Consider the following 26,637-nt stretch of genomic DNA (forward strand, 5'->3'; position numbering starts at 1 on the left):
AGACAGGTACCGGTTTCTCGGTCCAGCCCGACCGGAAGACGTCAACACCGAAACATCGAGGACACCATGCCAGCCCTGCGGTCCCGCACCACCACCGTCGGCCGGGAGGCCGCCGGTGCACGCGCTCTGTGGCGTGCCACCGGAATGACCGACGACGACTTCGGCAAGCCGATCGTCGCGATCTCGAACTCCTACACGCAGTTCGTGCCCGGTCACGTGCACCTCAAGAACGTGGGCGACATCGTCGCCGAGGCGATCACCGCCGCGGGTGGCGTGCCGCGTGAGTTCCACACCATCGCCGTCGACGACGGCATCGCGATGGGCCACGGCGGCATGCTCTATTCGCTGCCCAGCCGCGAGATCATCGCCGATTCGGTCGAGTACATGGTGAACGCACACACCGCCGACGCGCTGGTCTGCATCTCCAACTGCGACAAGATCACCCCGGGCATGCTGAACGCCGCGCTGCGGCTGAACATCCCGACGGTGTTCGTCTCCGGCGGACCGATGGAGGCCGGCACCTCCGTGGTGATCAACGGCGTCGTCCATCCGGGTCTGGACCTGGTCGACGCGATCACGGCGTCGGCGGACAGCGCCGTCGGCGAGGAAGACCTGCTCGAGGTGGAGCGCTCGGCCTGCCCCACCTGCGGCTCGTGCTCGGGCATGTTCACCGCCAACTCGATGAACTGTCTCACCGAGGCACTCGGCCTCTCGCTGCCGGGCAACGGCTCCACGCTGGCCACGCAGGTCGCGCGGCGGCAACTGTTCACCAAGGCCGGCGAGTTGATCGTCGACCTCGCGAAGCGGTACTACAAGGACGACGACGAGTCGGTGCTGCCGCGCAACGTCGCGACCCGCGAGGCCTTCGAGAACGCGATGGCGCTCGACGTCGCGATGGGCGGCTCCACCAACACGGTGCTGCACATCCTGGCCGCCGCGCAGGAGGCCGAGGTCGATTTCGATCTGCACGCGATCGACGAGATCTCCCGGCGCGTGCCGTGCCTGGCGAAGGTCGCGCCGAACTCACCGAAGTACTACATGGAGCACGTGCATCGGGCCGGCGGCATTCCGGCGATCCTGGGCGAGCTGAACCGGGCCGGACTGCTGAACACGAACGTCCACCCGGTGCACTCACCGTCGCTCGAGCAGTATCTCGCCGACTGGGACATCCGCAGCGGCACCGCCACCGACGAGGCGATCGAACTGTTCCACGCCGCCCCGGGCGGGGTGCGCACCGTCGAGCCGTTCTCCACGTCGAACCGGTGGGAGTCGCTCGACACCGACCCCGAGGACGGTTGCATCCGCTCCAAGGAGCACGCGTACACCGTCGAGGGCGGGCTGTGCGTGCTGCACGGCAACCTCGCCGAGGACGGCGCGATCCTCAAGACCGCGGGCGTCGACGAGGCGCTGTGGCACTTCCAGGGTCCGGCCCGCGTGGTCGAGAGCCAGGAGGACGCCGTCCACGCGATCCTCTCGAAGGACTTGCAGAAGGGCGAGGTCCTGGTGATCCGCTACGAGGGCCCCGCGGGCGGTCCCGGCATGCAGGAGATGCTGCACCCGACCGCCTTCATGAAGGGCACCGGTATGGGCAAGTTCTGCGGTCTGGTGACCGACGGTCGCTTCTCCGGCGGTTCGTCGGGCCTGGTGATCGGCCACGCCTCGCCGGAGGCCGCCGCCGGCGGCGTCATCGGCCTGGTGGAGGACGGCGACGAGATCTTGATCGACGTCCACTCGCGCACCCTCAAGGTGCTGGTCGACGACGAGACACTCGCCGAGCGGCGCGCCAAGATGGAGGCCTCCGAGCACCCGTGGCAGCCCAAGGACCGCCAGCGCACCGTCTCCAAGGCGCTCCGCGCGTACGCGAAGCTGGCGACCTCCGCCGACAAGGGCGCCGTCCGCGTCGTCGACTGAGCGCGGGTGGACCGGGCTCTGGTCGACTGCTCTCTGCTCGGGCGGACAGACGTTTCGACTCGCCGCTCACTCCGTTCGCGACGGCTCAACGAGCTGCGAGACGCCCCATCCCAGTTCCGCGCGCCCACCCTTCTAGACCAGGCGAACCAACCGAGTGGTCGACGCGGCTGCGTGGCCCTCCCGGTCAACAGAGAGCGGGCGCGAGGGACGTCGTTCTGAGCCCTCCGCAGCCCTTGCTGGAATCCGGCGAGGATTCTGGCGATCGCGGCGAGGACTGCCGAAGAACGACGTCCCCGCGCCCACGCCCGGAGAAGCAGAGAAGGAGCTACGCAGAAGCGAGAGGGTTGGACCCATTGAAAACGATCCACGCCGCGACAGCGGCCGCGATCGCGACGATCACCCAGCCCGCGGAGCCCCAGGCGGGCCGTCGTGCCCAGCCCCAGCGGCGGTCCAGGGAGTAGGTGCCCGGTCCGCAGAGCGTGAGCGCGAGGACGGCAGCGGCGAGGGTGAGCTCGAACTCCAGCCCGGTGCCGTGCGCGTCGGTGGCGAAGAAGTAGAAACCGCCGCTCAGGGTCATCCGGTACATGATCGCCACCAGGATCACGCCGAACAGGCCGGCGCCCGCGACGGGCGCGAGCAGCCCGAGGATCAGCAGCGCGCCCCCGATGGTCTCGGTGAGGCCGGTCACGAGCGCGAGGGTGCGGGCCAGGTCGGGATTGAAGCCGAGCGACGGGTCGCCTCCCGGAAAGCTCTGGGAGAGAAACGACGCGAAGCCGTCGATGCCGGGGCCGCCCCACCAGCCGGTGAGCTTCTGCAGTCCGTGACCGAGGAACACCAGTCCGACCACGACGCGCAAGATCAGCAGGCCCAGGTCGATGGTGCCGCGCCGGACGACGGGTTCGGCCTCGCCGGTGGCCGGGACCGGTTCGGCCGGATAGTCGGCGAGCGGTGCGGCGTCGGAGTAGGCGGCCGCCGAGGTGGCGGCACGCACGTCGTCGTCGACCTCGAGCTGGGCCGTCGGCTGCGGCTCGATGTAGGGCAACGGGTCTTCGGTGAGGTGTTCTGCGGTGCTGCGCGCCTGGGCGCGCTCGGCGCGGTCCTCGTCGTGGTCGGTGTCGGCGAACGGTTCGGTGACGACCGCGTCCGTCGTGCTGCGGACGTCGGTGCGGGTCGACCCGGTCCGCTCGGGCTGCGGGGTGTCCGGGGATCCGGCCGCTGCCGCGCGCATGGCGTCGATCTCCTTCATCACGTCCGTCTCCGGATTGGTGATCTCGACGGTCGGCAGCGCCGTCTCGGCGTCGCTCGGCAGGATCACGGCGTCAGGCAGCGCATCGCCGCCGTCCACGACAGACTTCGCAGGGTTGTTGCGCGCGTGCTTGTCGTAGAAGGAGTCCCGGTCCGGCCTCGGGCGGCGCGGCGGCGGGGTGTCGTCTGAGCTAGTCACACCGTCGACTCTAAGTGCGGCCCGCCGCAGGTCGGGGCACCGCCACCCGACGATTTGGTAACGATCGCATACTGTTGTGGCATGCCCCTGCCGATGCCGAGCGGCCGTACGCGCCGCACGCTGACGGCGGCCGCGCTCGCGGCCGCCGTAGTCCTGACCGCGGGCGGCTGCGCCGACTTCAGTGAGCAGGATCAGACCAGGAACGCAGGTCCGTTCAGCTCCCTCCCCGAGTTCGAAGCGCCGCGCGAGCGGCCGACGCCGCCGAGCACCGAGGAGCCGGAGGAGCCGCCCACCGGACCGTGCGTGGACCCGAATCCGGCGGTGATCGCGACATGTCTGGCCTCCACCAGCGGTGTGCGCCCGGCCGATCCGCAGGGCCAGACCACCTACGTCGCCGAGCGGGCGACGGGCAAGATCATCATCTCCAAGCGCTACGGTCCGCAGCGGGTGGTCGCGACGGTGCCGGTCGACAGCAGCGGCGACGGAGGGCTGATCGACTTCGAGCTCTCCCCCGACTATCTCGAGGACCGGCTGATCTATGCGCTGATCTCGACAGGCTCGGACAACCGGATCGTGCGGGTCGCGCCGGACAACGTGGTGACCCCGGTCCTGACCGGGATCCCGAAGGGCGCCGCCGGGAACATGGGGTCGATCAGCTTCTCCTCGAACGGCGAACTGCGCGTGGCGACCGGCAACGCGGGCAACGCGGCTGCGGCGAACAATCCGGGCTCGCTCGCCGGCAAGCTCCTCGTGATCAATCCGTCGACGGACGATCCGCGCCCGCGGATTCTGGCGTCCGGGTTCGGCTCGAACGTCGCGCTGTGCCCCGACCCCGAGTCGGGCCGGATCTTCGTCGCCGATTCCGGGCCCGCCGGGGATCGCCTGCAGATGGTGGAACCGTCGGGCCTGCGCCGGCTGTGGTCGTGGGCCGACCGGCCGGGCATCACCGGGTGCGCCGTGGCCGGCGGCCAGATCTCGGTGAGCATGGCGCGGGCCTTCCGCATCGACACCATGGCCGCCCCGACCAATGCCAGCCCCTCGGTGGGCAAGCCGAGCGAGACCGATGTGAAGGAGCAGTTCGGTGCGGTGGGCCGGATGACGAGCTTCGGCACGGGAGTCCAGCTGGCGACGATCAACAAGACCGTTCCCGGCGCCCCGGCGCCCACCAATGACCGCGTCGCCCTGTTCAGCCCGGTCGGCGGCACCAGCGAGGACAACACCTGAGGTGTTCGAGACCCCTCACTGGCAGGCGGCGAGCACCAGTTCCTTGACGCGGGCGGGGTCGGCCTGACCGCGGGTCGCCTTCATGACGTCGCCGACGATCTTGCCGGCGGCCTGCACCTTGCCGTTGCGGATCTTGTCGGCGATGTCCGGGTTGGCGGCAAGCGCGTCGTCGACGGCCTGCTGCAGGGCGGAGTCGTCGCGCACCACCTCGAGGCCGCGGTCGGCGACGATCTGGGCGGGCTCGCCCTCGCCGTCGAGCACGGCGACGACCACCTGCTGGGCAAGCTTGTTGGTCAGTTTGCCCTCGTCGACCAGTCCGATCACCTCGGCGACCTGGGCCGGGGTGATCGGCAGGTCGGCGAGCTCCAACTCACGCGTGTTGGCCTGCTGCGCGAGGAACGAGACCCACCAGCTGCGCGCGGCCTCCGGCTTGGCGCCGGCATCGGCGGTGGCGATGATCAGGTCGACGGCGCCGACGTTCACCAGGTCGCGCATCACCTCGTCGGAGACGCCCCACTCGGCCTGGATCCGGGCACGACGCACCCACGGCAGCTCCGGGAGGGTGCCGCGCAGCCCGTCGACCCACGCGGGCTCGCAGATCAGCGGCGGCATGTCGGGCTCGGGAAAGTAGCGGTAGTCCTCGGCGGTCTCCTTGCGGCGACCCGCCGACGTGGTGCCGTCGGACTCGTGGAAGTGCCGCGTCTCCTGGATCACCTCGCCGCCGGCGGCCAACAGTGCGCCCTGGCGACGCATCTCGTACGTGACGGCCGCGGCGACGCTCTTGAGCGAGTTGACGTTCTTGGTCTCGGTGCGGGTGCCGAATTCGGCGGCGCCCTTGGGCATCAGGGACAGGTTGACGTCGCAGCGCATCGATCCCTGGTCCATCCGGACGTCGGACACCTCGAGGGCGCGCAGCAGATCGCGCAGCGCGGTGACATAGGCCCGCGCCACCTCCGGCGCACGCTCCCCCGCCCCGACGATCGGCTTGGACACGATCTCCACCAGCGGCACGCCGGCCCGGTTGTAGTCGAGCAACGAGTGGCTGGCGCCGTGGATGCGACCGGTGCTGCCGCCGACGTGCAGCGATTTCCCGGTGTCCTCCTCGATGTGTGCGCGCTCGATCTCCACCCGCCAGGTGGTGCCGTCGTCGAGCACCACGTCCAGGTACCCCTCGTAGCAGGTGGGCTCGTCGTACTGGCTGATCTGGTAGTTCTTCGGCTGGTCCGGGTAGAAGTAGTTCTTCCGGGCGAAGACGCTCGACTCGCGGATGGAGCAGTTCAGCGCCAGACCGATCCGGACGGCCGATTCGACGGCCTTCGCGTTGGCCACCGGCAGCGAGCCCGGCAGCCCGAGACAGGCCGGACAGACCTGCGAGTTCGGCTCGCCGCCGAAGGTGGTGGGGCAACCGCAGAACATCTTGGTCTCGGTGCCCAGCTCGACGTGCACCTCCATGCCCATCACGGGATCGAATCGCTCCAGGACGTCGTCGAAGTCCATCAGTTCGTCGGTAGCCACACTCATGCGGACCATGGTATCTGGGGGACGATCTCCGGGATTCTCCCGATGGCACCGGGCGCCGCGCTCCGTAGATTCGAGCTCATCGCCCCTGCCGATCCACGGCGGGCGCCGGCCCAGGAGGAACCCCATGACCGATCCGCTGATCCCCCCGATCCCGCAACCCGATCCGGCTCCGGCATCCGCTCCGGGCGCAGCGTCGTCGTCGAACAAGCGCCTGACCCGCTCAAGCAGCGACAAGATGCTCGGCGGCGTCTGCGGCGGCCTGGCCCGGTACTTCGGGGTCGATGCCACCTGGGTGCGGATCGCCTTCGTCGCGTCGATCCTGCTACCCGGCCCGCAGGTGCTCCTGTACCTGCTGCTCTGGCTGATCATCCCGAAGGACTGACCGTGCGCTCGGCCGCCCCGGCTCGACCGGCCCGCCCCGGAGGAACCGATAGGGTGACTGACATGCCCTCCGACGACAACATCCGGATCGGAACACCGGAACGAGAGCACGTGGTGCGCGTGCTCAACGACGCCTTCGCCGCCGGCTACCTGGACATCGACGAGTTCGAAGAGCGTACGGGCGCGGTCTATCTGGCGCGCACCCGCGGAGAGCTTCAACCACTCCTGGAGGACCTGCCGAACGGGCAGGCGCTGTTCGCCGCTCCCGCGCCGGCGACCGGCCGTCCGGCGGCGCCACCGGTTCCCGTCGACATCGACTGGGAGACCGTCAAACGCAAGGGCAGTTGGCGCATGCCGGCCGCCCTGTCGGTGACCGGATCGATGGGCACCCTGGTCCTGGACTTCACCCGCGCGCAGTTCGACACGCTGATGGTCGAGGTGCAGTTGCAGGTCTCGGTGAGCACCGTCAAGATCAAGCTCGGCCCCGACCAGGAGATCCGTTACGCCGGGCTCACCAAGACCGGATGGTCGACCATCAAGGACAAGGCCGGTCCACCGGTCCGGCGCGGCGGCCACGTGATCACCCTGTCGGGCGCGGTCTCCGCCGCATCCAGCGTGGTGATCAAGCGCGCCTGAGCCGCCGGTTCAGCCGAAGAGCGCACGAGCCCCGTTGTAGAAGTTGATCGGCACGTTCTTGGTGTGGCCCACGGCATCGGAGAACGGCACCCGCACGATCTCGGTCCCGCGCAGCGCGACCATCTTGCCCCAATCGCCGTCGGCGAGCACGTCGCTGATGGCCTGGCCGAATCTGGTGCCCAGCACGCGGTCGTACGCGGTGGGCACACCCCCACGCTGGATGTAGCCGAGAGTCGTTGCACGCGTGATGATCCCGGTGCGTTCCTCGATCAGCGGGGCCAGGATGTCGCCGATTCCGCCGAGTCGCGGCCGGTTGAACTCGTCCATCCCGCGGTCCGAGTGCGCCTCCGCCATCTCCGGAAGCTTGAATCCCTCGGCGACGATCACCAACGGCGCACGACGACGATCCTTGACCGCGGTGACCCACTCGCAGATCTGGTCCAGCGTCTCGGGCGCCTCCGGGATCAGCGTCACGTGCGCCCCGGCCGCGATGCCGGCGTAGATCGCGATCCACCCGGCGTGCCGACCCATCACCTCCAGCACCATGCACCGCATGTGCGAGTCACCGGTGGTGCGCAGCCGGTCGGCCGCCTCCGTCGCGATCTCGACGGCGGTGCTGAACCCGAAGGTGAAATCGGTGGCCTGCAGATCGTTGTCGATGGTCTTGGGAACGCCGACCATCGGGATGCCGTCGCCGAAAAGGCGGTTCGCCGCGGCCATGGTCCCGTCGCCGCCGATCGCGACCACGCCGTCCACCTCGAGCTCTTCGAGGACCTTCTTGATGGCATCGGGACCGCCGTCGGGTTTCTGGTACGGCCCGAACCGGCTGGTGCCCAGGATGGTGCCGCCGTGGCGGGAGATGCCGCGGACGGCCGAACGGGTCAACAGCTTGATGTCGCCGTAGACGAGGCCCTTGTAGCCGTCGAGGAAGCCGACGAACTCCTGACCGTGCACCGAGGTGCCCTGCAGAACCGTGCCGCGGATCACCGCGTTGAGGCCGGGGCAGTCGCCGCCGGAGGTGAGAATCCCGTACCGAGCCATCAGCGTCGTCCATCCTTGTCAGTCGCGTCGACTTCCGCCGAACCGGAAACGTCGTGCCCTATTCGATCAGATCACCTGTGGCTCGGCCACCGGACCGGCGTGATCCGTCCCGAACGGGTCTGGATCGATCAGGAGTCGACGGTCGGGCGGCCCTACTTGAGCCCGTTCTCGTATGCGAACACGACGGCTTGGGCGCGGTCGCGCAGCCCGAGTTTGGCCAGGACCCGACTCACGTGGGTCTTCACCGTCTCCTCGGAGACGTAGAGTTCGGCGGCGATCTCGGCATTCGACTTCCCGTCGGCGACGACGATCAGCACCTCGCGTTCCCGCGGCGTGAGCACCTCGGCGGCCGCGCTGGGCGGGCGCCGCCGTCGGGCGGTCACCTCGCTGATGAGCCGTTTGGTGACCGAGGGCGCCAGCAACGCGTCGCCGGCGGCGACCACGCGGACCGCCCGCACCAGCTCGTCCGCCGGCGCGTCTTTCAGGAGGAAGCCGGACGCGCCGATCGACAGCGCCGTGTAGACGTAGTCGTCGATGTCGAACGTGGTGAGCATCAGAACCTTGGTGGGCAGACCGGCCTCGATGATCTGCCGCGCCGCGGACAACCCGTCCTGGCCGGGCATCCGCACGTCCATCAGAACGACGTCGGGCCGCAGCCGTCGCACCAGCGCCACCGCCGCATCGCCGTCGGCCGCGTCGCCGAGGACCGAGATCCCCTCGGCGGCGTTCAGCAGGGCCGCGAACCCGGCGCGGACCATGGCCTGGTCGTCGGCGATCACCACGGTTGTCGGCACAGCGTCGACCCTAATCGGTACCCGCCGAGCCGATTCCGCCGGACGCCTGCGGCACGACGGCGACCACCGCGAAGCCGCCCGCCTCGGTCGGCTCGGCGGTCAGGGTGCCGCCCAGCGCCGTCGCCCGCTCGCGCATCCCGCGGATGCCCAGACCCGCGCGGCGGGAGTCGACGATCGTCAGACCGCTCGGCGACGGTTCGTTGACCACGGCGACCCGCAGCCGGCCCCCGCCGAGGGACTCCAGGGTCACGCTCACCGGCGCTCCCGGTGCGTAGCGGACCGCGTTGCTCAGCGACTCCTGCACGATCCGATACGCCACGAGACCGGCCGCGTCGCCGACCGCATCGTGCTCGGCCCGGTCGTCGAGGGACACCTCCACTCCGGCCGCGCGGGCGTCGTCGATCAGTCCGGTGAGTCCGCCGATGCCCGGGGCCGGCGGTTCGACGGGTCCGTCGGGCGCGTGCGTCTGGTCGGTGCGGAGCACCCCGAGGAGCGCGCGCACCTCGTCGAGCGATTCCCGCGCCGCCAAGGCGATGGTCTCGAACTCGGCGGCCACCTGCGGCGACACCTCTTCGGCGGGCTCCGCGGCGGCCAGCCGGTACCGAGCGGTCTGTGCCGTCACCACCACCATCGACATCCGGTGGGCGACGATGTCGTGCAGTTCGCGGGCGATGCGTGACCGCTCGGCGAGCACCTCTTCGCGGGCCCGGGCGAGCTCGGTCTGCTCGGTCTGCTCGGCGATCTCCCGCCGCGAGCTCACCCAGTAGCGCAGGAAGGCGATGCCGATCGCGAACACGGTGAGCCCGAAGATCCAGCCGTCGGCGATGTCCTGGCGCAGGCAGACCACCAGCGTCAGCGCAGTGACCAGCCAGACCACCGGGAGACGCCGCAGGGGTTGGGTGAGCAACGCCGCCAGCGTCATCGCGATCAGGACCAGGAATTGGGGGACGGCGATCCGCAGGTCGTCGTACTCTGCCTCCTGCGGCAGCGGTGCGGTGACCAGGCAGGCCAGGACGATCAGCATCCAGCCCGCGCCGACCATCGAGCGACCGGCCGCGATACCCAGCAGCGGGAGCACCGACGCCAGGGCGAGCACCGGCAGCACGTAGTCCGGTACGCGCAGGACCTCGCCGAGCAGGGGCCAGGTGATCGACAGCATGACGACGGTCGCCAGCATGGCCGCCCAGTTCCAGCCGCTGTCCAGATACGCCCGCAGTTGCGGGTCCCGGACCTGTTCGGTCGACGGCAGGGTCCGGCGCACCGCGGCCAGACGTTGACGGATCTTCACCACTCCCACGGTAGGGAAGCGGCCGATCCGGCGCGTCACCCTGTGGGGTGATCCGGCCGTCCCCTGTCCGGGTGATCGGGCCGGCGGCGACCACCCGAACGAGCGCCCGTTGATTGGCTCCCGCGCGTGATCCGCCCAGGTGACAGCGATTTCTAGCGTCGAGAGCATGTTCAGATCACGTCGCCTCCAGCACTGTATCGCCGGCCTCGCGCTGCTCGCCGCGACCGCCGCGTCGTTCTTCTTCGGTTATTCCTCGGCCGTCTCGCCGCGCTCCGCTCCCGCCGTCGCGCCGGCCGAACTCGCCGTCCCCGCGGGCTTCGCGGAGCACCTCGGCTACTGGCCGGCGGTCGAAGACGGGCGGCTCGTCAATCCGGCGGGCTCCTGCTCGTCGCCGATCCCGCTGCCCCGGCGGTTCGAGCCCGCCTGCCGCGCGCACGACTACGGCTACGACCTGTTGCGGCACGCCGATGCGACCGGCGGCCCGGTGCAGGCGGGGCTCCGCGCCCGGCTCGACGCCGATCTGATCGCCGACATGCATCGAAGCTGCAGCAACCCGCTGTGTCACCTGGCGGCCGAGGTCAGCCGGGCGGGACTGGCGTTGAACACCTGGCGGCAGCGCGGCGCCGCGCCCCGCCCGGAGACCGGACTGGACCTCGCGGGGAGCTTCGCCGCGCGCATCGCCGAGACCGTCGCGGGCCGGCCGTGATCGCCCGGGACCGCACGGCGGCCGTCGCCGGCGCGGTGACGGGCTGGTGCCTGGCCATGACTCCCGGCGCCCTGCCGAGGACGGCGGTCCTCTCGGCCGTCGCGGGCAGCCTCTTGGCGGTGCTCGGTCTCTTGCTCGGTCTCGCGGCGGCTCGCCTCGTCCGGTGGCGCCGGGACGTGGAGCCGGCCGCACACCGGATCCGCGGCCTGCCGGTGGCGGGCCGTGTCGGAGGTCTCGTCGGCGCGGCGCTCGGCGCGCTGGCCCTGACCGTGACGTGGCAGGACGGTCTGCGCACCGCGATGGGGATGCCGCCGATCGGACCGGGCTGGATCGCCACGACCGTAGCCGTGCCTGCCGCGGTGATCGGCGCGATCGTGTGGATGCCGTTCTCGCGCAGGATCTTTCTGATCGCCGCCAGTGCCGTCGTGGCCCTCGGCACGGTGGACTCCTCCCCCGCGGCCGCCGCACCCGACATCCCGGACACGCCCGTGCTGCTCTACTCCGCGCTCGAGCGTTCCCGGGGCGGACCGACCGGCGACGAACCCCGGGCCGCCGCGCTGGTGAACCGGTGGATGCATGCCGGCGGCGCGGATCGTCGTGCCGTGGTGATCGCGGTGCCCACCGGCTCCGGATGGGTCGACGCGGCGGCGGTGACCGGCTTCGAGCGACGCTTCGCCGGATCGGTCCGGGTACTGGCCGTGCAGTACAGCGAGGTCCCGTCGTGGCAGGCATACGTGCGTTCTCCCGACCGTGCGGGGACCAGTGCGACGGCACTGCTGCGCGCGGTCGACCGGGCGTTGTCGTCGCGCCCTCGGCATGCCCGGCCGGCGGTGTACCTGTACGGACAGAGCCTCGGTGCGGTGGGCGCCGAGCAGGCGCGACGATGGGCGCACCAGCACGGCGTCGATCTCGCAGGCACCGTGCTGTCCGGGGTTCCCGGCGGTGGACACGACTCCGGCGACACCCGCCGGGTGGTGATCAATAACCCCAGCGATCCCGTTGCCGCACTGCGTCTTTCACTGCTGTGGCGACCTCCGCACACGGGCCGGCTCCCGTGGGTCCCGGGCCTGTCGATGCTCGCCACCACCATCGATCTCGCGGGGTCCCTGGACGTGCCGACCGGATACGGCCACCGCTACGGCGCCGAACAGGGGTTGCGCGCCCCTCAGCCCTCGATCGGGCCGCGCACCGCCTCGTAGGCCGCGCCCACCCGGTACAACCGATCGTCGGCCAGGGCCGGAGCCATGATCTGCAGGCCGATCGGCAGACCCTGTCCGTCGATCCCGGACGGCACCGACATCGCGGCGTTGCCCGCGAGGTTCACCGGCAGCGTGCACAGGTCGAACAGGTACATCGACAGCGGATCGTCGACCTTCTCCCCCAGTGTGAACGCCGTGGTGGGAGTGGTCGGCGAGATCAGCACGTCGACCTCGCCGAAGGCCCTGGCGAAGTCCCGCGCGATCAGCGTGCGCACCTTCTGTGCCTGGCCGTAGTAGGCGTCGTAGTAGCCCGAGCTGAGCGCGTACGTGCCGATCATGATGCGGCGCTTCACCTCGGGACCGAAGCCGGCGTCGCGGGTGAGCGCCATGACTTCCTCGGCGCTGTGCGTGCCGTCGTCGCCGACGCGAAGGCCGTACCGCATGGCGTCGAAGCGCGCGAGGTTGCTCGACACCTCCGACGGCAGGATCAGGTAGTACGCACCCAGGGCGTACTCGAAGTGCGGACAGTCCACCTCGACGATCGTCGCGCCCTGCGAACGCAGTGTGTCGCACGCGGACTCGAACGAGGCGAGCACATCCGGTTGATAGCCCTCGCCCTGCAACTGCTTGACGACGCCGATCCGCACACCGGTCAGATCTCCGGTGGCCCCTGCGCGCGCCGCCGCCACCACGTCGGGCACGGCCACGTCGATCGAGGTCGAGTCGCGGGGGTCGAACCCCGCGATCACCTCGTGCAGCAGGGCGGTGTCGAGCACGGTGCGGGCGCACGGTCCGCCCTGATCCAGCGACGACGCGCACGCGACCAGCCCGTAGCGCGAGACGGTGCCGTAGGTGGGCTTGACGCCGACGGTCGCGGTGACCGCTGCCGGCTGCCGGATGGAGCCGCCGGTGTCGGTGCCGATGGCCAGTGGCGCCTGGTACGAAGCCAGCGCCGCCGCGCTGCCGCCCCCGGACCCGCCGGGGATGCGGGTGGTGTCCCACGGGTTGCGGGTCACCTGGTAGGCGGAGTTCTCGGTCGAGCTGCCCATGGCGAACTCGTCCATGTTGGTCTTGCCCAGGATCGGGATCCCGGCCTCCCGCAGCTTGGTGGTCAGCGTCGCGTCGTACGGCGACGTCCAGCCCTCAAGGATCTTGGAGCCGCAGGTGGTCGGGGCGTCGACGGTGGTGAAGACGTCCTTGAGGGCGATCGGCACACCGGCCAGCGCCGACGGCGCCTCGCCGGCGGCGATCGCGTCGTCGGCGGCCTGCGCGGCGTCGAGTGCCTGCTCGGCGCCCACGTGCAGGAACGCGCCCAGCTCGCCGTCGATCTCGGCGATGCGGTCCAGGTGCGCCCGGGTCACCTCGACCGAGGACAGTTCCCGGTCGGCGATCTTGGCAGCCAGTTCGGCCGCGGTGAGGCCGGTGACCTCGGTGGCGGTCCGGGTGCTCACTGAGCTCTCGTTCACGGTGGTCATTCCTCCCCGAGGATCTGCGGAACGGCGAAACGGTCCTGTTCGACGGCCGGAGCGCCCGACAGCGCCTCTTCCGGAGTCAGCCCGGGCACGACGACGTCGTCGCGCACCACGTGCCGCAGCTCCGCGGGGTGAGCGGTCGGCGGGACGTCGTCGGCGGCCACCTCGGACACCTGGGCCACGTGGCCCAGGATGGAGTCGAGTTGGACGGCGTACTGGTCGAGTTCGTCGTCGGTCAGCGCCAGGCGCGACAGACGCGCCAGGTGGGCGACCTCGGCACGGCTGATCGCCGGCTCGGACTGCGGAGACATCTCCTGGGTTCCTCTCGTACACGTGCGTTGCCGGGGGAGACACGCCCTAACAGCGTAAGCCCCGCTCCGAACGCCGCCGACACGGGCATCCGGGGTTCGGTGCGGCAATGGTCGCGTAACCGATCGGCAACACGGCCCGGAATAATGGAAGGCGTGTCGTACCTCTTGCGCGTGACCCTGACCGACCGCCCCGGCAGCCTCGGGCTGCTGGCCGTCCAGCTCGGCGCGGTGGGCGCCGACATCCGGTCTCTGGAGGTCGTGGAGCGCGGCGACGGCTACGCCGTCGACGACATCGTGGTCGAACTGCCCACCGGCGCCCTGCCGGACACCCTCATCACCGCCTCGGAGAAGGTCGAGGGGGTCCACGTTGATTCGCTGCGCCCGTTCGTCGACAAGCTCGACATCCACCAGGAACTGGAACTGATCGACGCCGTGGCCGGGGCTCGCGGCGACGGCCTGCAGGTGCTCGCGGATCTGGCTCCGCGCACGCTGAACGTGTCGTGGGCGATGGTGGTGACCCGCTCCGACGACTCCGCGGTCCGGCTGGCCGCCAGCGGAAGCGCGCCCGAGACCCCGCTCGAACAGGCCGACTGGCTGCCGCTGTCCGCCGCGTGCGGGTTCGATCCGCACAGTGCCTGGGTGCCCGACGCCTGGCAGGAGTACGCCACGACGCTGGCCGCCGCCCCGCTCGGCGGCGGCAGCAAGGCGCTGCTCCTCGGCCGCGTCGGCGGCCCGGACTTCCGGCCCAGCGAGGTGGCCCGACTCGGGCACCTGACCGGCATCGTCTCGGGCCTGATCCGCGCCGGCTGACCGCGCGATCCTTTCGACACGGTTCCTCACTACGTTCGTCACCGGCTCAAGGAGCTGGGAGCCACCCGCCGCCACGGAGCAGCAGCCGCTCGCTCGTTGAGCCGGGCAGGAGCGTAGCGACGAGCCGAGTCGAAACGCCTATCGATTCACTTCGCCGGTCTCCAGCAGCGCGAGGCCACCCGCTCGTTGAGCCGGGCAGGAGCGTAGCGACGAGCCGAGTCGAAACGCCTATCGATTCACTTCGCCGGTCTCCAGCAGCGCGAGGCCACCCGCTCGTTGAGCCGGGCAGGAGCGTAGCGACGAGCCGAGTCGAAACGCCTATCGATTCACTTCGCCGGTCTCCAGCAGCGTCTTGAACGCGTCCTCGTCCAGGATCGGGACGCCGAGCTGCTCGGCCTTGGCCGCCTTACTGCCGGGCGAATCGCCGACCACCACGTAGTCGGTCTTCTTCGACACCGAGCCCGAAGCCTTGCCGCCGCGCGCGATGATCGCCTCCTTGACGCCGTCGCGGGTGAAGTCGTTCAGCGACCCGGTCACCACGATCGTCTTGCCCTCCAGGGTCCGCACGATGGACTCGTCCACGTTGTCGGCCATCGACACCCCGGCGGCCCGCCACTTGGCGACGATCTCGCGGTGCCAGTCGACGTCGAACCAGTCGCGGACGCTGGCGGCCAGCGTCTCGCCGACACCTTCGACCTGCGCGAGATCTTCGGCGCTCGCCGCCTCGACCGCCTCCAGCGAACCGAAGGCGGTGGCCAGGGCCCGGGCCGCGGTCGGGCCCACGTGCCGGATGGAGAGCGCCACCAGCACCCGCCACAGGGGCACGTCCTTCGCGGTCTCCAGATGCTGAAGCAGGCGCTGGCCGTTGGCCGAGAGCTCACCGGTGCTGTTGGTGTAGAACGACGTCGCCGTCAGGTCGTCGGCGGTGAGCGCGAACAGGTCGCCCTCGTCGTCGATCACCCTGTTCGAGAGCAGCGCCGACGCGCCCTCGTAGCCGAGCGCGTCGATGTCGAAGGCGCCGCGGCCGGCCAGGTGGAAGAGCCGCTCGCGCAGTTGCGCCGGACAGTGGCGTGCGTTGGGGCACCGGATGTCGACGTCGCTCTCCTTCTCCGGGCGCAGGTCGGCACCGCACTCGGGGCACTGCGTCGGCATCACGAACTCGCGTTCGGTGCCGTCGCGCAGGTCGACCACCGGCCCGAGGACCTCGGGGATCACGTCGCCGGCCTTGCGGATGGTGATGGTGTCGCCGATCAGCACCCCCTTGCGCTTGACCTCCGACGCGTTGTGCAGGGTGGCCCGGGCGACGGTCGAGCCGGCCACCTTGACCGGCTCCATCTCCGCCCACGGCGTGACGCGACCGGTGCGGCCCACGCCCACCTTGATGTCGAGCAGCGTGGTGGTGACCTCCTCGGGCGGGTACTTGTAGGCGATCGCCCAGCGCGGGGCACGGGAGGTGGCGCCGAGCCGGCGCTGCCGCGCGGCGTCGTCGACCTTCACCACCAGACCGTCGATCTCGTGCTCCACCGAGTGCCGGTGCTCACCCCAGTACGCGACCGTCTCCACGATTTCGTCGGCGCCGGTCACCTTCCGGGTGTGCGTGGAGACCGGCAGTCCCCAAGCTCCCAGCGCCAGGTACACCTCGTGCAGCGACGACGGCCGCCAGCCCTCGATCAGGCCGACGCCGTGACAGATCATGTGCAGATTGCGCTGCGCGGTGATCTGCGGGTTCTTCTGCCGCAACGATCCCGCCGCGGAGTTGCGCGGATTGGCGAACGGGGCCTTGCCCTCCTCCACCAGCGACGCGTTGAGCCGCTCGAAGTCGTCGAGGCGGAAGTAGACCTCGCCGCGGACCTCCAGCCGGGCAGGCACCGGATACTCGTCCGACGGAGTCAGCGTGTGCGGCACCCCGGCGATGGTCCGCGCATTGAGCGTGACGTCCTCGCCGGTGCGCCCGTCGCCGCGGGTCACTCCCCGGACCAGCGTGCCGTCCTCGTAGACCAGCGACAGCGCGACCCCGTCGATCTTGAGCTCGCAGAGGAACTCGGTGTCCGCGCCGGTCTCGGTCACGGTCCGCGAGATCCACGCGCGCAGCTCGTCCTCGTCGAACACGTTGTCCAGGGACATCATCCGCTCGAGGTGATCGACCGGCGTGAACGCGGTGGAGAAGACCCCGCCCACAAGCTTGGTCGGGGAGTCCGGAGCCGCCAGCTCGGGATGCTCCTCCTCCAGCCGCTGCAGGCGCCGCAGCAACTCGTCGAACTCGCCGTCGGAGATGATGGGCGAATCCTTGACGTAATAGCGGAACTGGTGATCGCGGATCTCTTCGGCCAGCTCGGACCATTGCTGCTGCGGTGACGTCACGCGGAGAATCTTAGTGTCCGGCGCCGACAGCGGGCTCCTCGCGCGCCGACCGCCCGCAGACGGCCCGCAGACGGCCCGCGCGGGCCCTACCCTGGATTCATGCCGCACCCGATCATGTTCGAGGACGACGATCCCGTCCTGGCGCGCCTGCGCGCGCTCGCACTGGCTCTGCCGGAAGCCACCGAGAAGGTCTCGCACGGTCGGCCCAACTTCCGCTGCGGCAAGGTCTTCGCGGTGTACGGGGGCGGCGAGAAGGGTTCGCGGGAGCGCCGCGATCACGCGCTCCTCTTCATCCCGGACCCGGGAGAGAAGGCCGCACTGGAGCAGGACGAGCGATTCTTCGTCCCCGCGTATTACGGCCCGTACGGCTGGCTCGCCCTGGATCTGAGCCTCGACGGCGATTGGGACGAGGTGGCCGAACTCCTGGACGCGAGTTTCCGGCAGGTCGCCCCCAAGCGCGCGATCGCCCAGCTCCCGACCGAGTCCGATTGAGCCGCATCCGCGTCTCGGGCCGAGGCCCGTCAGCAGTATGGAGCCCGACGATCGGCCGCTTCGGTCAGGATGAGCGCCGATCCGGGGGCGCCTCCGACACATCGCCGTTCGCCCGGCTGTTTTCGCGCACATCCTGACCGGTCACGCGGCGCCGCACCACCCGTACCGCCGTCACCAGTACGAGCACGGCCACCACCGCCGTCGCCGCCTCCAGATTGGAGAACTGCCCGGTCCACCGCGCGATGTCGCCCTGCCAGCGCAGTTGCGTGTCCGCGCCCACCGGCGCACCCAGCGAGGCGGTCCCGTCGGTGACCCACAGGAAGATCCCCACCGCGATCAGGGCCAGTCCCGCGATCAACGACGTCGTGTGGAATCGCCGGCGGCCCACCGAGATCTCCCGGCCGCGTAGCGCGCTGCGCACCCGCGGACCGATCCGGTCCCAGAACAGCGCCAGGACCAGCAGCGGCGCCGTCATGCCCGCGGCGTAGGCGGTCATCACGAGCGCGCCGTACAGCGGACTGCCGCTCACCACGCCCACGGTCAGCACCGCGCCGAGCAGCGGGCCGCTGCAGAACCCGGCGAAGCCGTAGACCGCGCCGAGCAGCACCGTCGAGATCGGCCCGGCCACCTGCACGCGGTCGGCCAGCCCAGACAGCGCCCCGAAGCCGAAGCCGCTGCCGAATACCATGACCAGGCCGAAGACGATGATCACGACCGCACCCACTGCGGTGAGCGTCTCTCGGTGTGTGGTGAACAGCGACCCGAAGGCGCCCACTCCGGCACCGACCGGCGCCAGCACCGCGACCAGGCCGAGGAAGAACAGTCCGGTCCGGGCGACCAGTGTGCCGAAGCCGGTGTAGGTGAAAGCGAAGAACGACGGCAGCAGCAGCGCCGCGCAGGGACTCAGCAGCGCCAGCAGACCCCCGACGAACGCGCCGAGCAGGCCGATGTTTCCGGTCACGGTGTCAGCCTGCGCCGAGTTTCTCGTCGATCACTCCGGCGTAGACCTCGACCGGGTGCGCTCCGACGATCGGCTCGCCGTCGATCACGAACGCGGGCACGCCGATGATGCCGAACTGTTCGGCCGGTGCGGTGTCGCGGGCGACGTCGTCGTCGTACCCGCCGCCGAGAGTCTCCCTGCGGAAACGGTCGAGATCGGGAACCCCGGCGTCCCGCGCATGCTTCACCAGCACGTCGATCGGCAGGTCGGGGTGGCTCGACGCCGGCGCGTCGCGATAGACGGACTCGACGAAGGGCCAGAACCTGCCCTGCGCGGTCGCCGCCCACCCCGCGCGCGCGGCCAGCTCGGACTGCTCGCCGAAGATCGGCTGGTCCCGCCATTCGATCCGCAGCTTTCCGGTGTCGACGTACCGGCGGACCAGTTCCGGTTCCACGTCACGGGAGAATGCCGCGCAGAAAGGACAGCGGAAATCCGAGAACATCACCATCACCACGGGGGCGTCGACGTCGCCGAGTGCACGACGATCCGCCGGATCCCGGCGGGCGAGGTCGCCCAGCGGACCGAACTCCTTCGGCGTCGACGTCTGCGGCCCGCCGGTGGCATCGGCGGTGTCGGTGGAGCCTGCGCGATTCACGACCACCGCGGTCACCAGGCCGATCAGCACCACGACGAGCACGCCCAGCACGACCAGGTCGCGCGCGCCGCGTCGTCCGCCCTCGCGTCCGGTCCGGTCGTCTCCGGAGCGGTGATCGTCGTGACCGGCCGACGACTCGTCCGACGCGTGCTCGTCTCCGGTCACGACCTCACCTCTCCGAACCATCCGCGCCGATGCGCGGCCCGCAGCACGGGCAGCAGCACCAGCGCCACCACCGCACCTCCGTACCCGACCATACTGAAGCCGGCGCCGGCCATGACCAGCCCTGCGAGGGCGCCCGCTCCGGCCCCGGCCAGCGCGATGAGCACATCGACCGAGCCCTGCGTCTTCGGCCGTTCGAGTGCCGGAACGGCGTCGATCACCAGCGCGGTGCCGGCGATCAGCCCGACGTTCCAGCCCAGGCCCAGGAGGATCAGCGCGGCGATCATCAACCCGACCGAGTCCGCCGGGGCGGCGACCGCCATCACCCCGGACACGGCCAGCAGCAACGACGACCCGATCGCCATCCGCCGTCGGCCGACGCGATCGACCAGCGGCCCGGTCACGAGCGAGGGCAGGAACATCGCCGCGATGTGCAGACTGATCACCACACCGACAGCGGACAGCGTGTGGTGATGGCCGGTCATGTGCACCGGCGTCATCGTCATGATCGCGGTCATCACGATCTGCGCGATCACCATCACCGCGGCGCCGACGTAGAGCGCGGGCCGCGGCAGCGTCGGCGCCCCGGCCTGCGCGGCCGCCGCGTCCGCAGCCTCGTCCTCTGGCGCGTCTCGCTCGGCGATCCGCCGGGCGAGCAGGTACGGGTCCGGCCGCAGCAGCGCCCAGAACGAGAGTCCGGCTGCGCCGTACGCGACCGCGGCCAGCAGGAAGGGCCCGGCCAGCGGCGGGATGCCGATGCCCTCGGCGAAGGCGCCCATGGGGGCGATGAGGTTGGGGCCGGCGACGGCGCCCACGGTGGTCCCCGCCAGCGACACGCTGACGGCGGTGCCGCGGCGGTGCGGTGCCGCGAGGTCGGTCCCGGCATAGCGGGCCTGCAGATTGGTCGCGGTCCCCGACCCGTAGACCAGCAAGGACGCGAAGAGCAGCGGCGCACTGCCGGTGGCCGCGGCGACGACGATCCCGACCGCGCCGACCGCCCCCGCCCCGAAGCCGAGGGCCAGGCCGGTACGACGGCCCCGGCGCTGCGCGATGCGCCCGACGCCGAACGCGGCGAACGCCGAACCCAGGGTGAACAGCGCCGCGGGCAGACCGGTCAGGGCGTCCGATCCGAGCATGTCCTTGGCGAGCAGCGCACCGACCGAGACGCCCGCAGACAGACCTGCACCGCCGAGCACCTGGCTCACGACCACCACGATCAGGGTGCGCCGCGCCACTGCGGCGACGTCGAGCGACCTCACCTCCTGCATTGCCGATGCCTGCTTCATAAATCTAGGATCCTAGTTGAATCCTAGATGTGCAAGCCGTCGTCTCCCGGCCGAGCACGACGGTAGGCTTCCCCCGACGGGAGCCGGCGGGTTCCCCCGACAGGAGTACGAGATGACCACGGCAGATCCGGCCTCGGCCGCCGACCGTGCGCTGACGCACATCCGCACCGCACTGCTCTCGGGCGCCTACCCGCCCGGCACCATGCTCAGCGAGTCGGCGCTGGCCGCGGAACTGGCGGTGAGTCGCACCCCGGTGCGCACCGCCCTGCGCCTGCTGCAGGACGAAGGCCTGCTGACCATCTATCCCAAGCGCGGTGCGCTGGTCCGCGAACTCAGCCTGGACGAGGTGCGCGAGGCCGCACAGGCACGCCATGCACTGGAGACCGCCGGCGTCCAGTTCGCCGGCGAGGCGGCTCGCCGCGGCTTGCGCGACCATCTGGCCCCGAACCTCGCCGAGCAGGAGCGCGCGCTGCGCGACGACGACTTCCCGGCATTCGCCCGGGCCGCGATGGCCTTTCACCGCGCGTTCGCCGCGCTGCCCGCCAACACCGTGATGCTCGACTTGTACGACCGCCTCCAAGGGCGACAGCTCCTCTCCATCCTGCGCAGCACCCCCACCATCACCGACCGGCCGGACACCGTGCTCGACGAGCACCGGCGGCTCCTCGACGACGCCGAGGCCGGTGCCTGGACGCGCTTCGCCGAGCGGCTTCACGCGCACCAGGAAGAGAGCCACCGGCTGCCGTGAACCCGGGGCGCCGGCGCGGTGGTCAGGCGCCGGTGACGGCGTCGGCCACCGCCGAGGCGATCGCCAGCGCGCGGCGCGCCCACGACGGCGTCGCCCCGGCGAGGCCGCACACCGGAGTCACCAAGAACTGCTCTCCGAACATGCTGCGCGGCATACCCATCCGGTCACCCAGGCCGGCGAGACGATCTGCCAGGTCGTCGGCGATCCGCTCCGGCGCGAGCCCCGGATCAACGGCGGGCACCACGCCCGCGGCGACCACGCGACCCGCATCGAGGATCTCTCCGAGCGGGTCGTAATCGCGCGCACGCAACCGGGTGAAGTCGAGCGCGAGTCCGTACGACGGCAACCGCGCGAACAGTTCCCAGCGCGGGACGGCGCACGAGTGCAGCAGCACCGGACGGGCCACCTGCGCGGCGAAGGTCTCCAGCGTCTCGGCGACGTCGTGCACTGGGACGGGCGCGATCGGGTCGAGCCTCGTCAGCGGTGTCACGGTCCCGTCGATCACCTCCCCGATCGACGGCTCGTCGAGTTGCACGACGACCCGTACCCCGATCCGGCGCTGCACCTCCTCGGCCTGTTCCACCAGGCCCGCGGCCAGCGACTCGGCGATGTCGTACAGCGCGCCCCGGTCCCGAACCGCCTTGTGCCCGCCGCGCAGCTCCACGTGCGCCGCGACCGTGAACGGTCCGCACGCCTGAATCTTGAGCACCTCGACAGAACCGACGAGACCCCTTCTCTCCCAATGTTCTTCGAGAGCATCGAGATCCCAGCGAAGGTAGTCCCGCGCCCGACGGGTCTCGGCGGTCGGCGACGCGGACAGTCGATAGGTCCGGTGCACGTAGTCCACCGGGATACCGGTCAACAGCCCGGCCGCCCGGCCGATCAGGTCGCCGCCCACCCCGCGCGCAGGCAGCTCCGGCAGAAACGGAAGCGCCACCTCCCCGGCGATCACCGCGACCGCTTCCCGGGGATCGGTGCCGGGCATCGATCCGATGCCGGTGGCGACGCCCGTCGGGATCCGGGCGGTCACGGCGCGGTCGAGGCGATCCGGCCGGAACCCAGCACCAGATCGCCGCGTTCGGCATCCGGCAGGTAGAGCACCGCGGCCTGACCGCGGGCGACGCCGCGCAGCGGCTCGCGAAGATCGATCCGGATCCCGGCCCCCGCCTCGGAGTCCGCCGCCGGGATCGGTGTGGCGACGGCCTCGGCCAGGCCGCCGTGGGCCCGCACCTGCACGGTGCATTCGATCGGGCCGTCGGGCGCGACCCCGGACGACCAGATCGCCCTGGTGGCGACGATGGTGCGCACGTCCAGATCGTCGGCGGTGCCGACGGTGACAGTGCCCGACACCGGATCGATGCCGGTCACGTAGCGCGGAGCGCCGTCAGCCGCGGGCGCCTCGATGCCCAGGCCCTTGCGCTGGCCGATGGTGAAGCCGTGCACGCCGTCGTGGTCGGCGAGCCGCTCGCCCGACGCGGCGTCGACCACGGCACCCGGGCGCACCCCGATCCGCGCACCCAAGAAGGCCCGGGTGTCGCCGGTCGGAATGAAGCAGATGTCGTGCGAATCCGGCTTGTTCGCGACCAGCAGGCCGCGGCGCTGGGCCTCCGCACGGATCTCCGGCTTCGGGGTGTCGCCGATCGGGAACATCGCGCGCGAGAGCTGCGCGTGATCCAGTACGGCCAGGACGTACGACTGGTCCTTGTCCTCGTCCACGGCGCGCCGCAGTTCGCCGTCGTTGAGCCGCGCGTAGTGGCCGGTGGCGAGCGCATCGAAGCCCAGGGCCAGCGCCCGCTCGGCGAGCGCGGCGAACTTGATCTTCTCGTTGCAGCTCAGGCACGGATTCGGGGTCTCGCCGGCGGCGTAGGCGGCGACGAACTCGTCGATCACGTCGTCCTTGAACCGGTCGGCGAAATCCCACACGTAGAACGGGATCCCCAGCATGTCGGCGACCCGGCGCGCGTCGTCGGCGTCCTCACGCGAACAGCAGCCGCGTGAGCCCGTGCGCAGCGCGCCCGGGGCGGTCGACAGCGCCAGATGCACGCCGACCACGTCGTGTCCGGCCTCGACCGCGCGCGCAGCCGCCACCGAGGAGTCGACGCCACCGCTCATGGCGACCAGAACTCGGCGGCGCGGTCTGGACGTACTCATCGCACCCCCGTCAGACCTGCGGCGAGAGCACGATCGAGGACCTCATCGAGAACGGAGGCCAGGTAGTCGACGTCGGCGACGGTGTTGTCCGGGCCGAGGGAGAAGCGCAGCGACCCCCGTGCGGCCTCCCGGTCCAGCCCCATCGCGAGGAGCACATGACTGGCCGACGCGACGCCTGCCGTGCACGCCGAGCCGGTGGAGCACTCGATTCCCTTGGCGTCGAGGAGCATCAGCAGGGAGTCGCCCTGACAGCCGTCGAAGGTCACGTGCACCACGCCGGGCAGCCCGTCCGGACCGGAGTTCACGACCGCGCCGTCGATCTCGGACAGCACCCCGAGCAACCGGTCGCGCAGCGCGAGCACGTGCGCGGTGTGCTCGTCGAACCGCTCGACAGCCACCCGCAGTGCCGCCGCTGTTCCGGCGGCTGCGGCCACGTCCTGCGTTCCCGAACGCAGGTCGCGTTCGTGCCCGCCGCCGTGCACCAGGGGCTGCACGGCGACATCGCGGCCCAGCACCAGCGCGCCGGCTCCCTGCGGTCCGCCGAACTTGTGTGCGGCCAGGCTCAGCGCCGAGAGTCCGCTCGCCGCGAAGTCGATCGGCACGTGACCGACCGCCGCGATCGCGTCGGAGTGCATGGGCACGGCGAACTCGCGTGCCAGGGCCGCCAGCTCGGCGATCGGCTGCAGCACGCCGACCTCGTTGTTGGCCCACATCACCGAGATCAGCGCTACCTCGTCGGCGTGCGGTTCGAGTTCGGCACGCAGATCCGCCGGGTCGACGCGGCCGGTGCGGTCCACCGGCAGGATCACCAACTCGGCGTCCTCGTTCTCGGCCAGCCACTGCGCGGGATCGAGCACCGCGTGATGCTCGACGGCGGAGATCACGATCCGGCGGCGCCGCCCGTCCTCGGCGCGCCGGGCCCGGTAGATGCCCTTGACCGCGAGGTTGTCGGATTCGGTCCCACCCGCCGTGAACAGCACTTCCGAGGGCCGTGCGCCGATGCACCGCGCGAGGGACTCGCGTGATTCCTCCAGCGTGCGGCGGGCGCGCCGCCCGGCGTCGTGCAGCGACATCGGATTGCCCGGCCGGCGCCAGGCAGCGGTCATCGCCGCGACGGCTTCGGGGACGATCGCGGTGGAGGCGGCGTTGTCGAGATAGACGGACATGATCTTCGGTCCAGGATAGCCGCGGGCGGCGTCCGGCCCAAAGTGCGCGTTCCCAGGTCCGCGACCGCGGGTGCGGGAAGGATCAGCGCCTCGCAGCGCGCGGCGAGCGTGCGCCGGTCGCCGGCGGGCAACTGCAGCGGATGCACGACGACCCGCACCCGCAGCGACCGGGCGCGCAGCACTCGGCCGAGGGTGTCGCCCACCTCGTCGTCGCCGACGAAGCCGGGCGCGGTGCAGGTGCGGCCTTCGCTGCGGTAGGCGATCCTGATCGGCAGCACCGGCACGCCGGTGTCCAGGGCGGCCTGGAAGAACGCGGGCCGGAAGCGTCCGGCGGCAATCCCGCACCACGTGGTGCCCTCGGGGAAGACGGCGACCGGCCGGCCCCGATCGAGGATCGCGCGCACCCCGGCCAGCGCGGGCGGCAGCGCCCGCAAGTCGCCGCGCCGGTGCGGCAGCACGCCGAAACAGCGCAGCAGTGGCCCGGCGGCCATCGCGAGCACCTCGTGCTTGGCCACGAACCGCGCCGGGCACACCGTCGCGATCGCCAGAATGTCCAGGACCGAGATGTGATTGGCCACCACCAGCGCTCCGTGCACGGTGCGCGCCTCCCGCGGGCGATGGTCCACGACGTCCAGACGCACGCCGAAGGCGAACAGCCCGCAGCGGGCGGTGAACCGCCAGTACCGGACCCGGACTCGCCGGGGAGTCATCAGGGTCAGCGCGCCGGCCGGCACCAGCGTGAGCAGCAGCAACGCCAACCCCAGGACCCGGGCGGCCACCCGGATCCGGCCGGCGCGCTCGCCGGGCGCCGACACGCACGACGGTCCGCACGCGCTGACCGGAAGCCACGGATTCACCGCTGCGACGCCTCGCCGTCGGCCGGGCTGAGGCGGGCGAGGGCCCCTCGCAACCGCGCGAGATATCGAGGATCGCCCTGCTCGCGGTCGAGGACGGTGAGAAAGTCGCCGACGTCGAAGACCTCGTCGAACGCCGGTTCCCCGCACACGCGGGCGCCGAGTCTGACGTAACCGCGCAACAGCGGCGGGAGTGCGGCCTTCGCGGGCGGCTCGACCGCGTCGAGTCCGGCGCCGTCCACCTCCACCCGCCGATACGGATGCGCGGTCCACAGCGCCGCGTACTGGCTGAGCGCCAGATCGCGGATGCCGCGCAGCTCCCGGCCGCGGCCCGGGTCCGACTCCAGCGGCACCGAGACGCAGCCCATCAGGTAGCGGTAGCCGCCCTGTTCCAGATAGCTGAGCACCGCGGTCCACAGCAGCCCGGTCACGGCGCCGCTGCGGTGCTCGGGATCGACCACGGCGCGACCCATCTCCACCGTCTGCGGTCCGATGGCCTCGATCTCGGTGAGGTCGAACTCGCTCGCGGAGTACCAGCCGCCGGCGGCGATCGCCCGGGGCGGCGGCAGGACGCGCGCGCAGCCGGCGAGCCGGCCGGTCGGCAGGTGCCGGATCAGGAGGTGATCGCAGAAGTCGTCGAAACGGTCGGCATCCAGCCCGGTGCCGTCGTCGCCGATGGCGTCGGAGTAGCCGGGCTCGGCGCGGAAGACCTCGAAGCGAAGCCGCTGCGCGGCCCGGACGTCGGCGGGGTGCTCGCTGGCGACCACGTCGTAGTCGCCGGCGTGCAGGAGCACGCGTCGTGCCGGCGAGAGGGTGAGCGGGGCATGGACCGGAGTTACCGTCATGCCCCGAATGAAAGCCCGCGCGAACGACGCCCAGGCCGACCGCACGTGAAGGTCGGCCGGAGTTCCGGTGAACAGCGGGTAGGCACGGCCGGGTCGTGTCCCCACCGTGACCTACGCCCACGGACGGGATGCTGACGTCCTTGGATTCCAGCAGTTCGCGCCCCTCGATTCCCGCTTCCGCGCATGGCTACGCCACAGTAGGGACACGCTCAGGGCAAAGAGACACCCCGACGATGCGC

General features: G+C 71.0%; 25 protein-coding genes. 9 read left to right on the top strand and 16 right to left on the bottom strand.

What is annotated here, in order from left to right:
• Positions 1 to 66 precede the first annotated feature (66 nt).
• Complete coding sequence (ilvD, locus tag C6V83_RS14295; RefSeq protein ID WP_105942954.1) at positions 67 to 1,911, top strand: dihydroxy-acid dehydratase; 1,845 nt, start codon at positions 67 to 69, stop codon at positions 1,909 to 1,911.
• A 325-nt stretch (positions 1,912 to 2,236) separates the two neighbouring features.
• Here the strand turns inward: ilvD and C6V83_RS14300 are convergent, their stop codons facing one another.
• Entirely contained in the window at positions 2,237 to 3,355 is a 1,119-nt protein-coding gene (locus C6V83_RS14300; protein WP_105942955.1) for a DoxX family protein, read from the bottom strand.
• Positions 3,356 to 3,436: 81 nt separating this feature from the next.
• Between C6V83_RS14300 and C6V83_RS14305 the strand changes: the two genes are divergently transcribed.
• Entirely contained in the window at positions 3,437 to 4,579 is a 1,143-nt protein-coding gene (locus C6V83_RS14305; RefSeq protein WP_105942956.1) for a PQQ-dependent sugar dehydrogenase, read from the top strand.
• Positions 4,580 to 4,594: 15 nt separating this feature from the next.
• Here the strand turns inward: C6V83_RS14305 and gatB are convergent, their stop codons facing one another.
• Positions 4,595 to 6,100, bottom strand: coding sequence for an Asp-tRNA(Asn)/Glu-tRNA(Gln) amidotransferase subunit GatB (gatB, locus tag C6V83_RS14310; protein WP_105943972.1), 1,506 nt, complete (start codon positions 6,098 to 6,100; stop codon positions 4,595 to 4,597).
• 124 nt (positions 6,101 to 6,224) lie between these two features.
• Here gatB and C6V83_RS18955 point away from each other — a divergent pair, with 124 nt between their 5' ends.
• Positions 6,225 to 6,482, top strand: a complete 258-nt coding sequence (locus tag C6V83_RS18955; protein WP_105942957.1) for a PspC domain-containing protein — start codon at positions 6,225 to 6,227, stop codon at positions 6,480 to 6,482.
• 62 nt (positions 6,483 to 6,544) lie between these two features.
• Entirely contained in the window at positions 6,545 to 7,117 is a 573-nt protein-coding gene (locus C6V83_RS14320; RefSeq protein WP_199832525.1) for a DUF1707 SHOCT-like domain-containing protein, read from the top strand.
• A gap of 9 nt (positions 7,118 to 7,126) precedes the next feature.
• On the opposite strand, the gene C6V83_RS14325 is transcribed toward C6V83_RS14320, so the two are convergent.
• From C6V83_RS14325 to C6V83_RS14335, 3 genes are all read right to left on the bottom strand, one after another.
• Positions 7,127 to 8,161, bottom strand: a complete 1,035-nt coding sequence (locus C6V83_RS14325) for an ATP-dependent 6-phosphofructokinase (protein ID WP_105942959.1) — start codon at positions 8,159 to 8,161, stop codon at positions 7,127 to 7,129.
• Between the two features lie 149 nt (positions 8,162 to 8,310).
• Positions 8,311 to 8,952 (bottom strand): response regulator, encoded by a 642-nt coding sequence (locus C6V83_RS14330; protein ID WP_105942960.1) that lies wholly within the window; start codon positions 8,950 to 8,952, stop codon positions 8,311 to 8,313.
• A gap of 10 nt (positions 8,953 to 8,962) precedes the next feature.
• The gene (locus C6V83_RS14335; protein ID WP_234353751.1) at positions 8,963 to 10,240 is read right to left on the bottom strand and encodes a sensor histidine kinase; all 1,278 of its coding nucleotides are present in this window, start codon (positions 10,238 to 10,240) and stop codon (positions 8,963 to 8,965) included.
• A gap of 166 nt (positions 10,241 to 10,406) precedes the next feature.
• Here C6V83_RS14335 and C6V83_RS14340 point away from each other — a divergent pair, with 166 nt between their 5' ends.
• The gene (locus C6V83_RS14340) at positions 10,407 to 10,946 is read left to right on the top strand and encodes a hypothetical protein (RefSeq protein WP_105942962.1); all 540 of its coding nucleotides are present in this window, start codon (positions 10,407 to 10,409) and stop codon (positions 10,944 to 10,946) included.
• Entirely contained in the window at positions 10,943 to 12,145 is a 1,203-nt protein-coding gene (locus C6V83_RS14345; protein ID WP_234353752.1) for an alpha/beta-hydrolase family protein, read from the top strand. The genes C6V83_RS14340 and C6V83_RS14345 overlap by 4 nt, the downstream gene beginning before the upstream one ends.
• On the opposite strand, the gene gatA is transcribed toward C6V83_RS14345, so the two are convergent.
• Both gatA and gatC read right to left on the bottom strand, forming a co-directional pair.
• The gene (gene gatA / locus C6V83_RS14350; RefSeq protein ID WP_105942963.1) at positions 12,112 to 13,620 is read right to left on the bottom strand and encodes an Asp-tRNA(Asn)/Glu-tRNA(Gln) amidotransferase subunit GatA; all 1,509 of its coding nucleotides are present in this window, start codon (positions 13,618 to 13,620) and stop codon (positions 12,112 to 12,114) included. The two genes, C6V83_RS14345 and gatA, sit on opposite strands and share 34 nt — an antisense overlap.
• Entirely contained in the window at positions 13,617 to 13,928 is a 312-nt protein-coding gene (gene gatC / locus C6V83_RS14355; RefSeq protein WP_105942964.1) for an Asp-tRNA(Asn)/Glu-tRNA(Gln) amidotransferase subunit GatC, read from the bottom strand. Before gatC ends, gatA begins: the two co-directional genes overlap by 4 nt.
• Positions 13,929 to 14,072: 144 nt before the next feature.
• Here gatC and C6V83_RS14360 point away from each other — a divergent pair, with 144 nt between their 5' ends.
• Complete coding sequence (locus C6V83_RS14360; protein WP_105942965.1) at positions 14,073 to 14,738, top strand: ACT domain-containing protein; 666 nt, start codon at positions 14,073 to 14,075, stop codon at positions 14,736 to 14,738.
• Between the two features lie 318 nt (positions 14,739 to 15,056).
• Here the strand turns inward: C6V83_RS14360 and ligA are convergent, their stop codons facing one another.
• Positions 15,057 to 17,099: an NAD-dependent DNA ligase LigA gene (gene ligA, locus C6V83_RS14365; RefSeq protein WP_234353753.1), complete on the bottom strand. Its 2,043-nt coding sequence runs from the start codon at positions 17,097 to 17,099 to the stop codon at positions 15,057 to 15,059.
• Positions 17,100 to 17,198: 99 nt separating this feature from the next.
• Here ligA and C6V83_RS14370 point away from each other — a divergent pair, with 99 nt between their 5' ends.
• A complete protein-coding gene (locus C6V83_RS14370) occupies positions 17,199 to 17,591 on the top strand; it encodes an MmcQ/YjbR family DNA-binding protein (protein WP_105943975.1) in 393 nt (130 codons plus the stop codon).
• Between the two features lie 64 nt (positions 17,592 to 17,655).
• Here the strand turns inward: C6V83_RS14370 and C6V83_RS14375 are convergent, their stop codons facing one another.
• Genes C6V83_RS14375 through C6V83_RS14385 form a run of 3 tightly spaced genes read right to left on the bottom strand, consistent with a single transcriptional unit; the run spans position 17,656 to position 20,634 of the window.
• On the bottom strand, positions 17,656 to 18,552 hold the full coding sequence (locus tag C6V83_RS14375; protein ID WP_105942966.1) for a cytochrome c biogenesis CcdA family protein: 897 nt from the start codon (positions 18,550 to 18,552) through the stop codon (positions 17,656 to 17,658).
• A gap of 4 nt (positions 18,553 to 18,556) precedes the next feature.
• On the bottom strand, positions 18,557 to 19,351 hold the full coding sequence (locus C6V83_RS14380; RefSeq protein WP_325027356.1) for a DsbA family protein: 795 nt from the start codon (positions 19,349 to 19,351) through the stop codon (positions 18,557 to 18,559).
• Positions 19,348 to 20,634: an MFS transporter gene (locus C6V83_RS14385; protein ID WP_105942968.1), complete on the bottom strand. Its 1,287-nt coding sequence runs from the start codon at positions 20,632 to 20,634 to the stop codon at positions 19,348 to 19,350. Before C6V83_RS14385 ends, C6V83_RS14380 begins: the two co-directional genes overlap by 4 nt.
• 112 nt (positions 20,635 to 20,746) lie before the next feature.
• Between C6V83_RS14385 and C6V83_RS14390 the strand changes: the two genes are divergently transcribed.
• The gene (locus C6V83_RS14390; RefSeq protein WP_105942969.1) at positions 20,747 to 21,382 is read left to right on the top strand and encodes a GntR family transcriptional regulator; all 636 of its coding nucleotides are present in this window, start codon (positions 20,747 to 20,749) and stop codon (positions 21,380 to 21,382) included.
• 22 nt (positions 21,383 to 21,404) lie between these two features.
• Here the strand turns inward: C6V83_RS14390 and C6V83_RS14395 are convergent, their stop codons facing one another.
• From C6V83_RS14395 to C6V83_RS14415, 5 genes are read right to left on the bottom strand one after another with little or no spacing between them, the layout of a single operon-like run.
• Positions 21,405 to 22,412: a uroporphyrinogen decarboxylase/cobalamine-independent methonine synthase family protein gene (locus C6V83_RS14395; RefSeq protein WP_234353754.1), complete on the bottom strand. Its 1,008-nt coding sequence runs from the start codon at positions 22,410 to 22,412 to the stop codon at positions 21,405 to 21,407.
• Positions 22,409 to 23,533: a tRNA 2-thiouridine(34) synthase MnmA gene (gene mnmA / locus C6V83_RS14400; protein WP_105942970.1), complete on the bottom strand. Its 1,125-nt coding sequence runs from the start codon at positions 23,531 to 23,533 to the stop codon at positions 22,409 to 22,411. The genes C6V83_RS14395 and mnmA overlap by 4 nt, the downstream gene beginning before the upstream one ends.
• Entirely contained in the window at positions 23,530 to 24,699 is a 1,170-nt protein-coding gene (locus C6V83_RS14405; RefSeq protein WP_105942971.1) for a cysteine desulfurase family protein, read from the bottom strand. Before C6V83_RS14405 ends, mnmA begins: the two co-directional genes overlap by 4 nt.
• Positions 24,636 to 25,556 (bottom strand): lysophospholipid acyltransferase family protein, encoded by a 921-nt coding sequence (locus C6V83_RS14410; protein WP_234353755.1) that lies wholly within the window; start codon positions 25,554 to 25,556, stop codon positions 24,636 to 24,638. The genes C6V83_RS14405 and C6V83_RS14410 overlap by 64 nt, the downstream gene beginning before the upstream one ends.
• Positions 25,553 to 26,398, bottom strand: a complete 846-nt coding sequence (locus tag C6V83_RS14415; RefSeq protein ID WP_105943978.1) for a GNAT family N-acetyltransferase — start codon at positions 26,396 to 26,398, stop codon at positions 25,553 to 25,555. Before C6V83_RS14415 ends, C6V83_RS14410 begins: the two co-directional genes overlap by 4 nt.
• Positions 26,399 to 26,637: the final 239 nt, after the last annotated feature.

It is taken from the genome of Gordonia iterans (assembly GCF_002993285.1).
In the GTDB taxonomy this organism is placed as follows: domain Bacteria; phylum Actinomycetota; class Actinomycetes; order Mycobacteriales; family Mycobacteriaceae; genus Gordonia; species Gordonia iterans.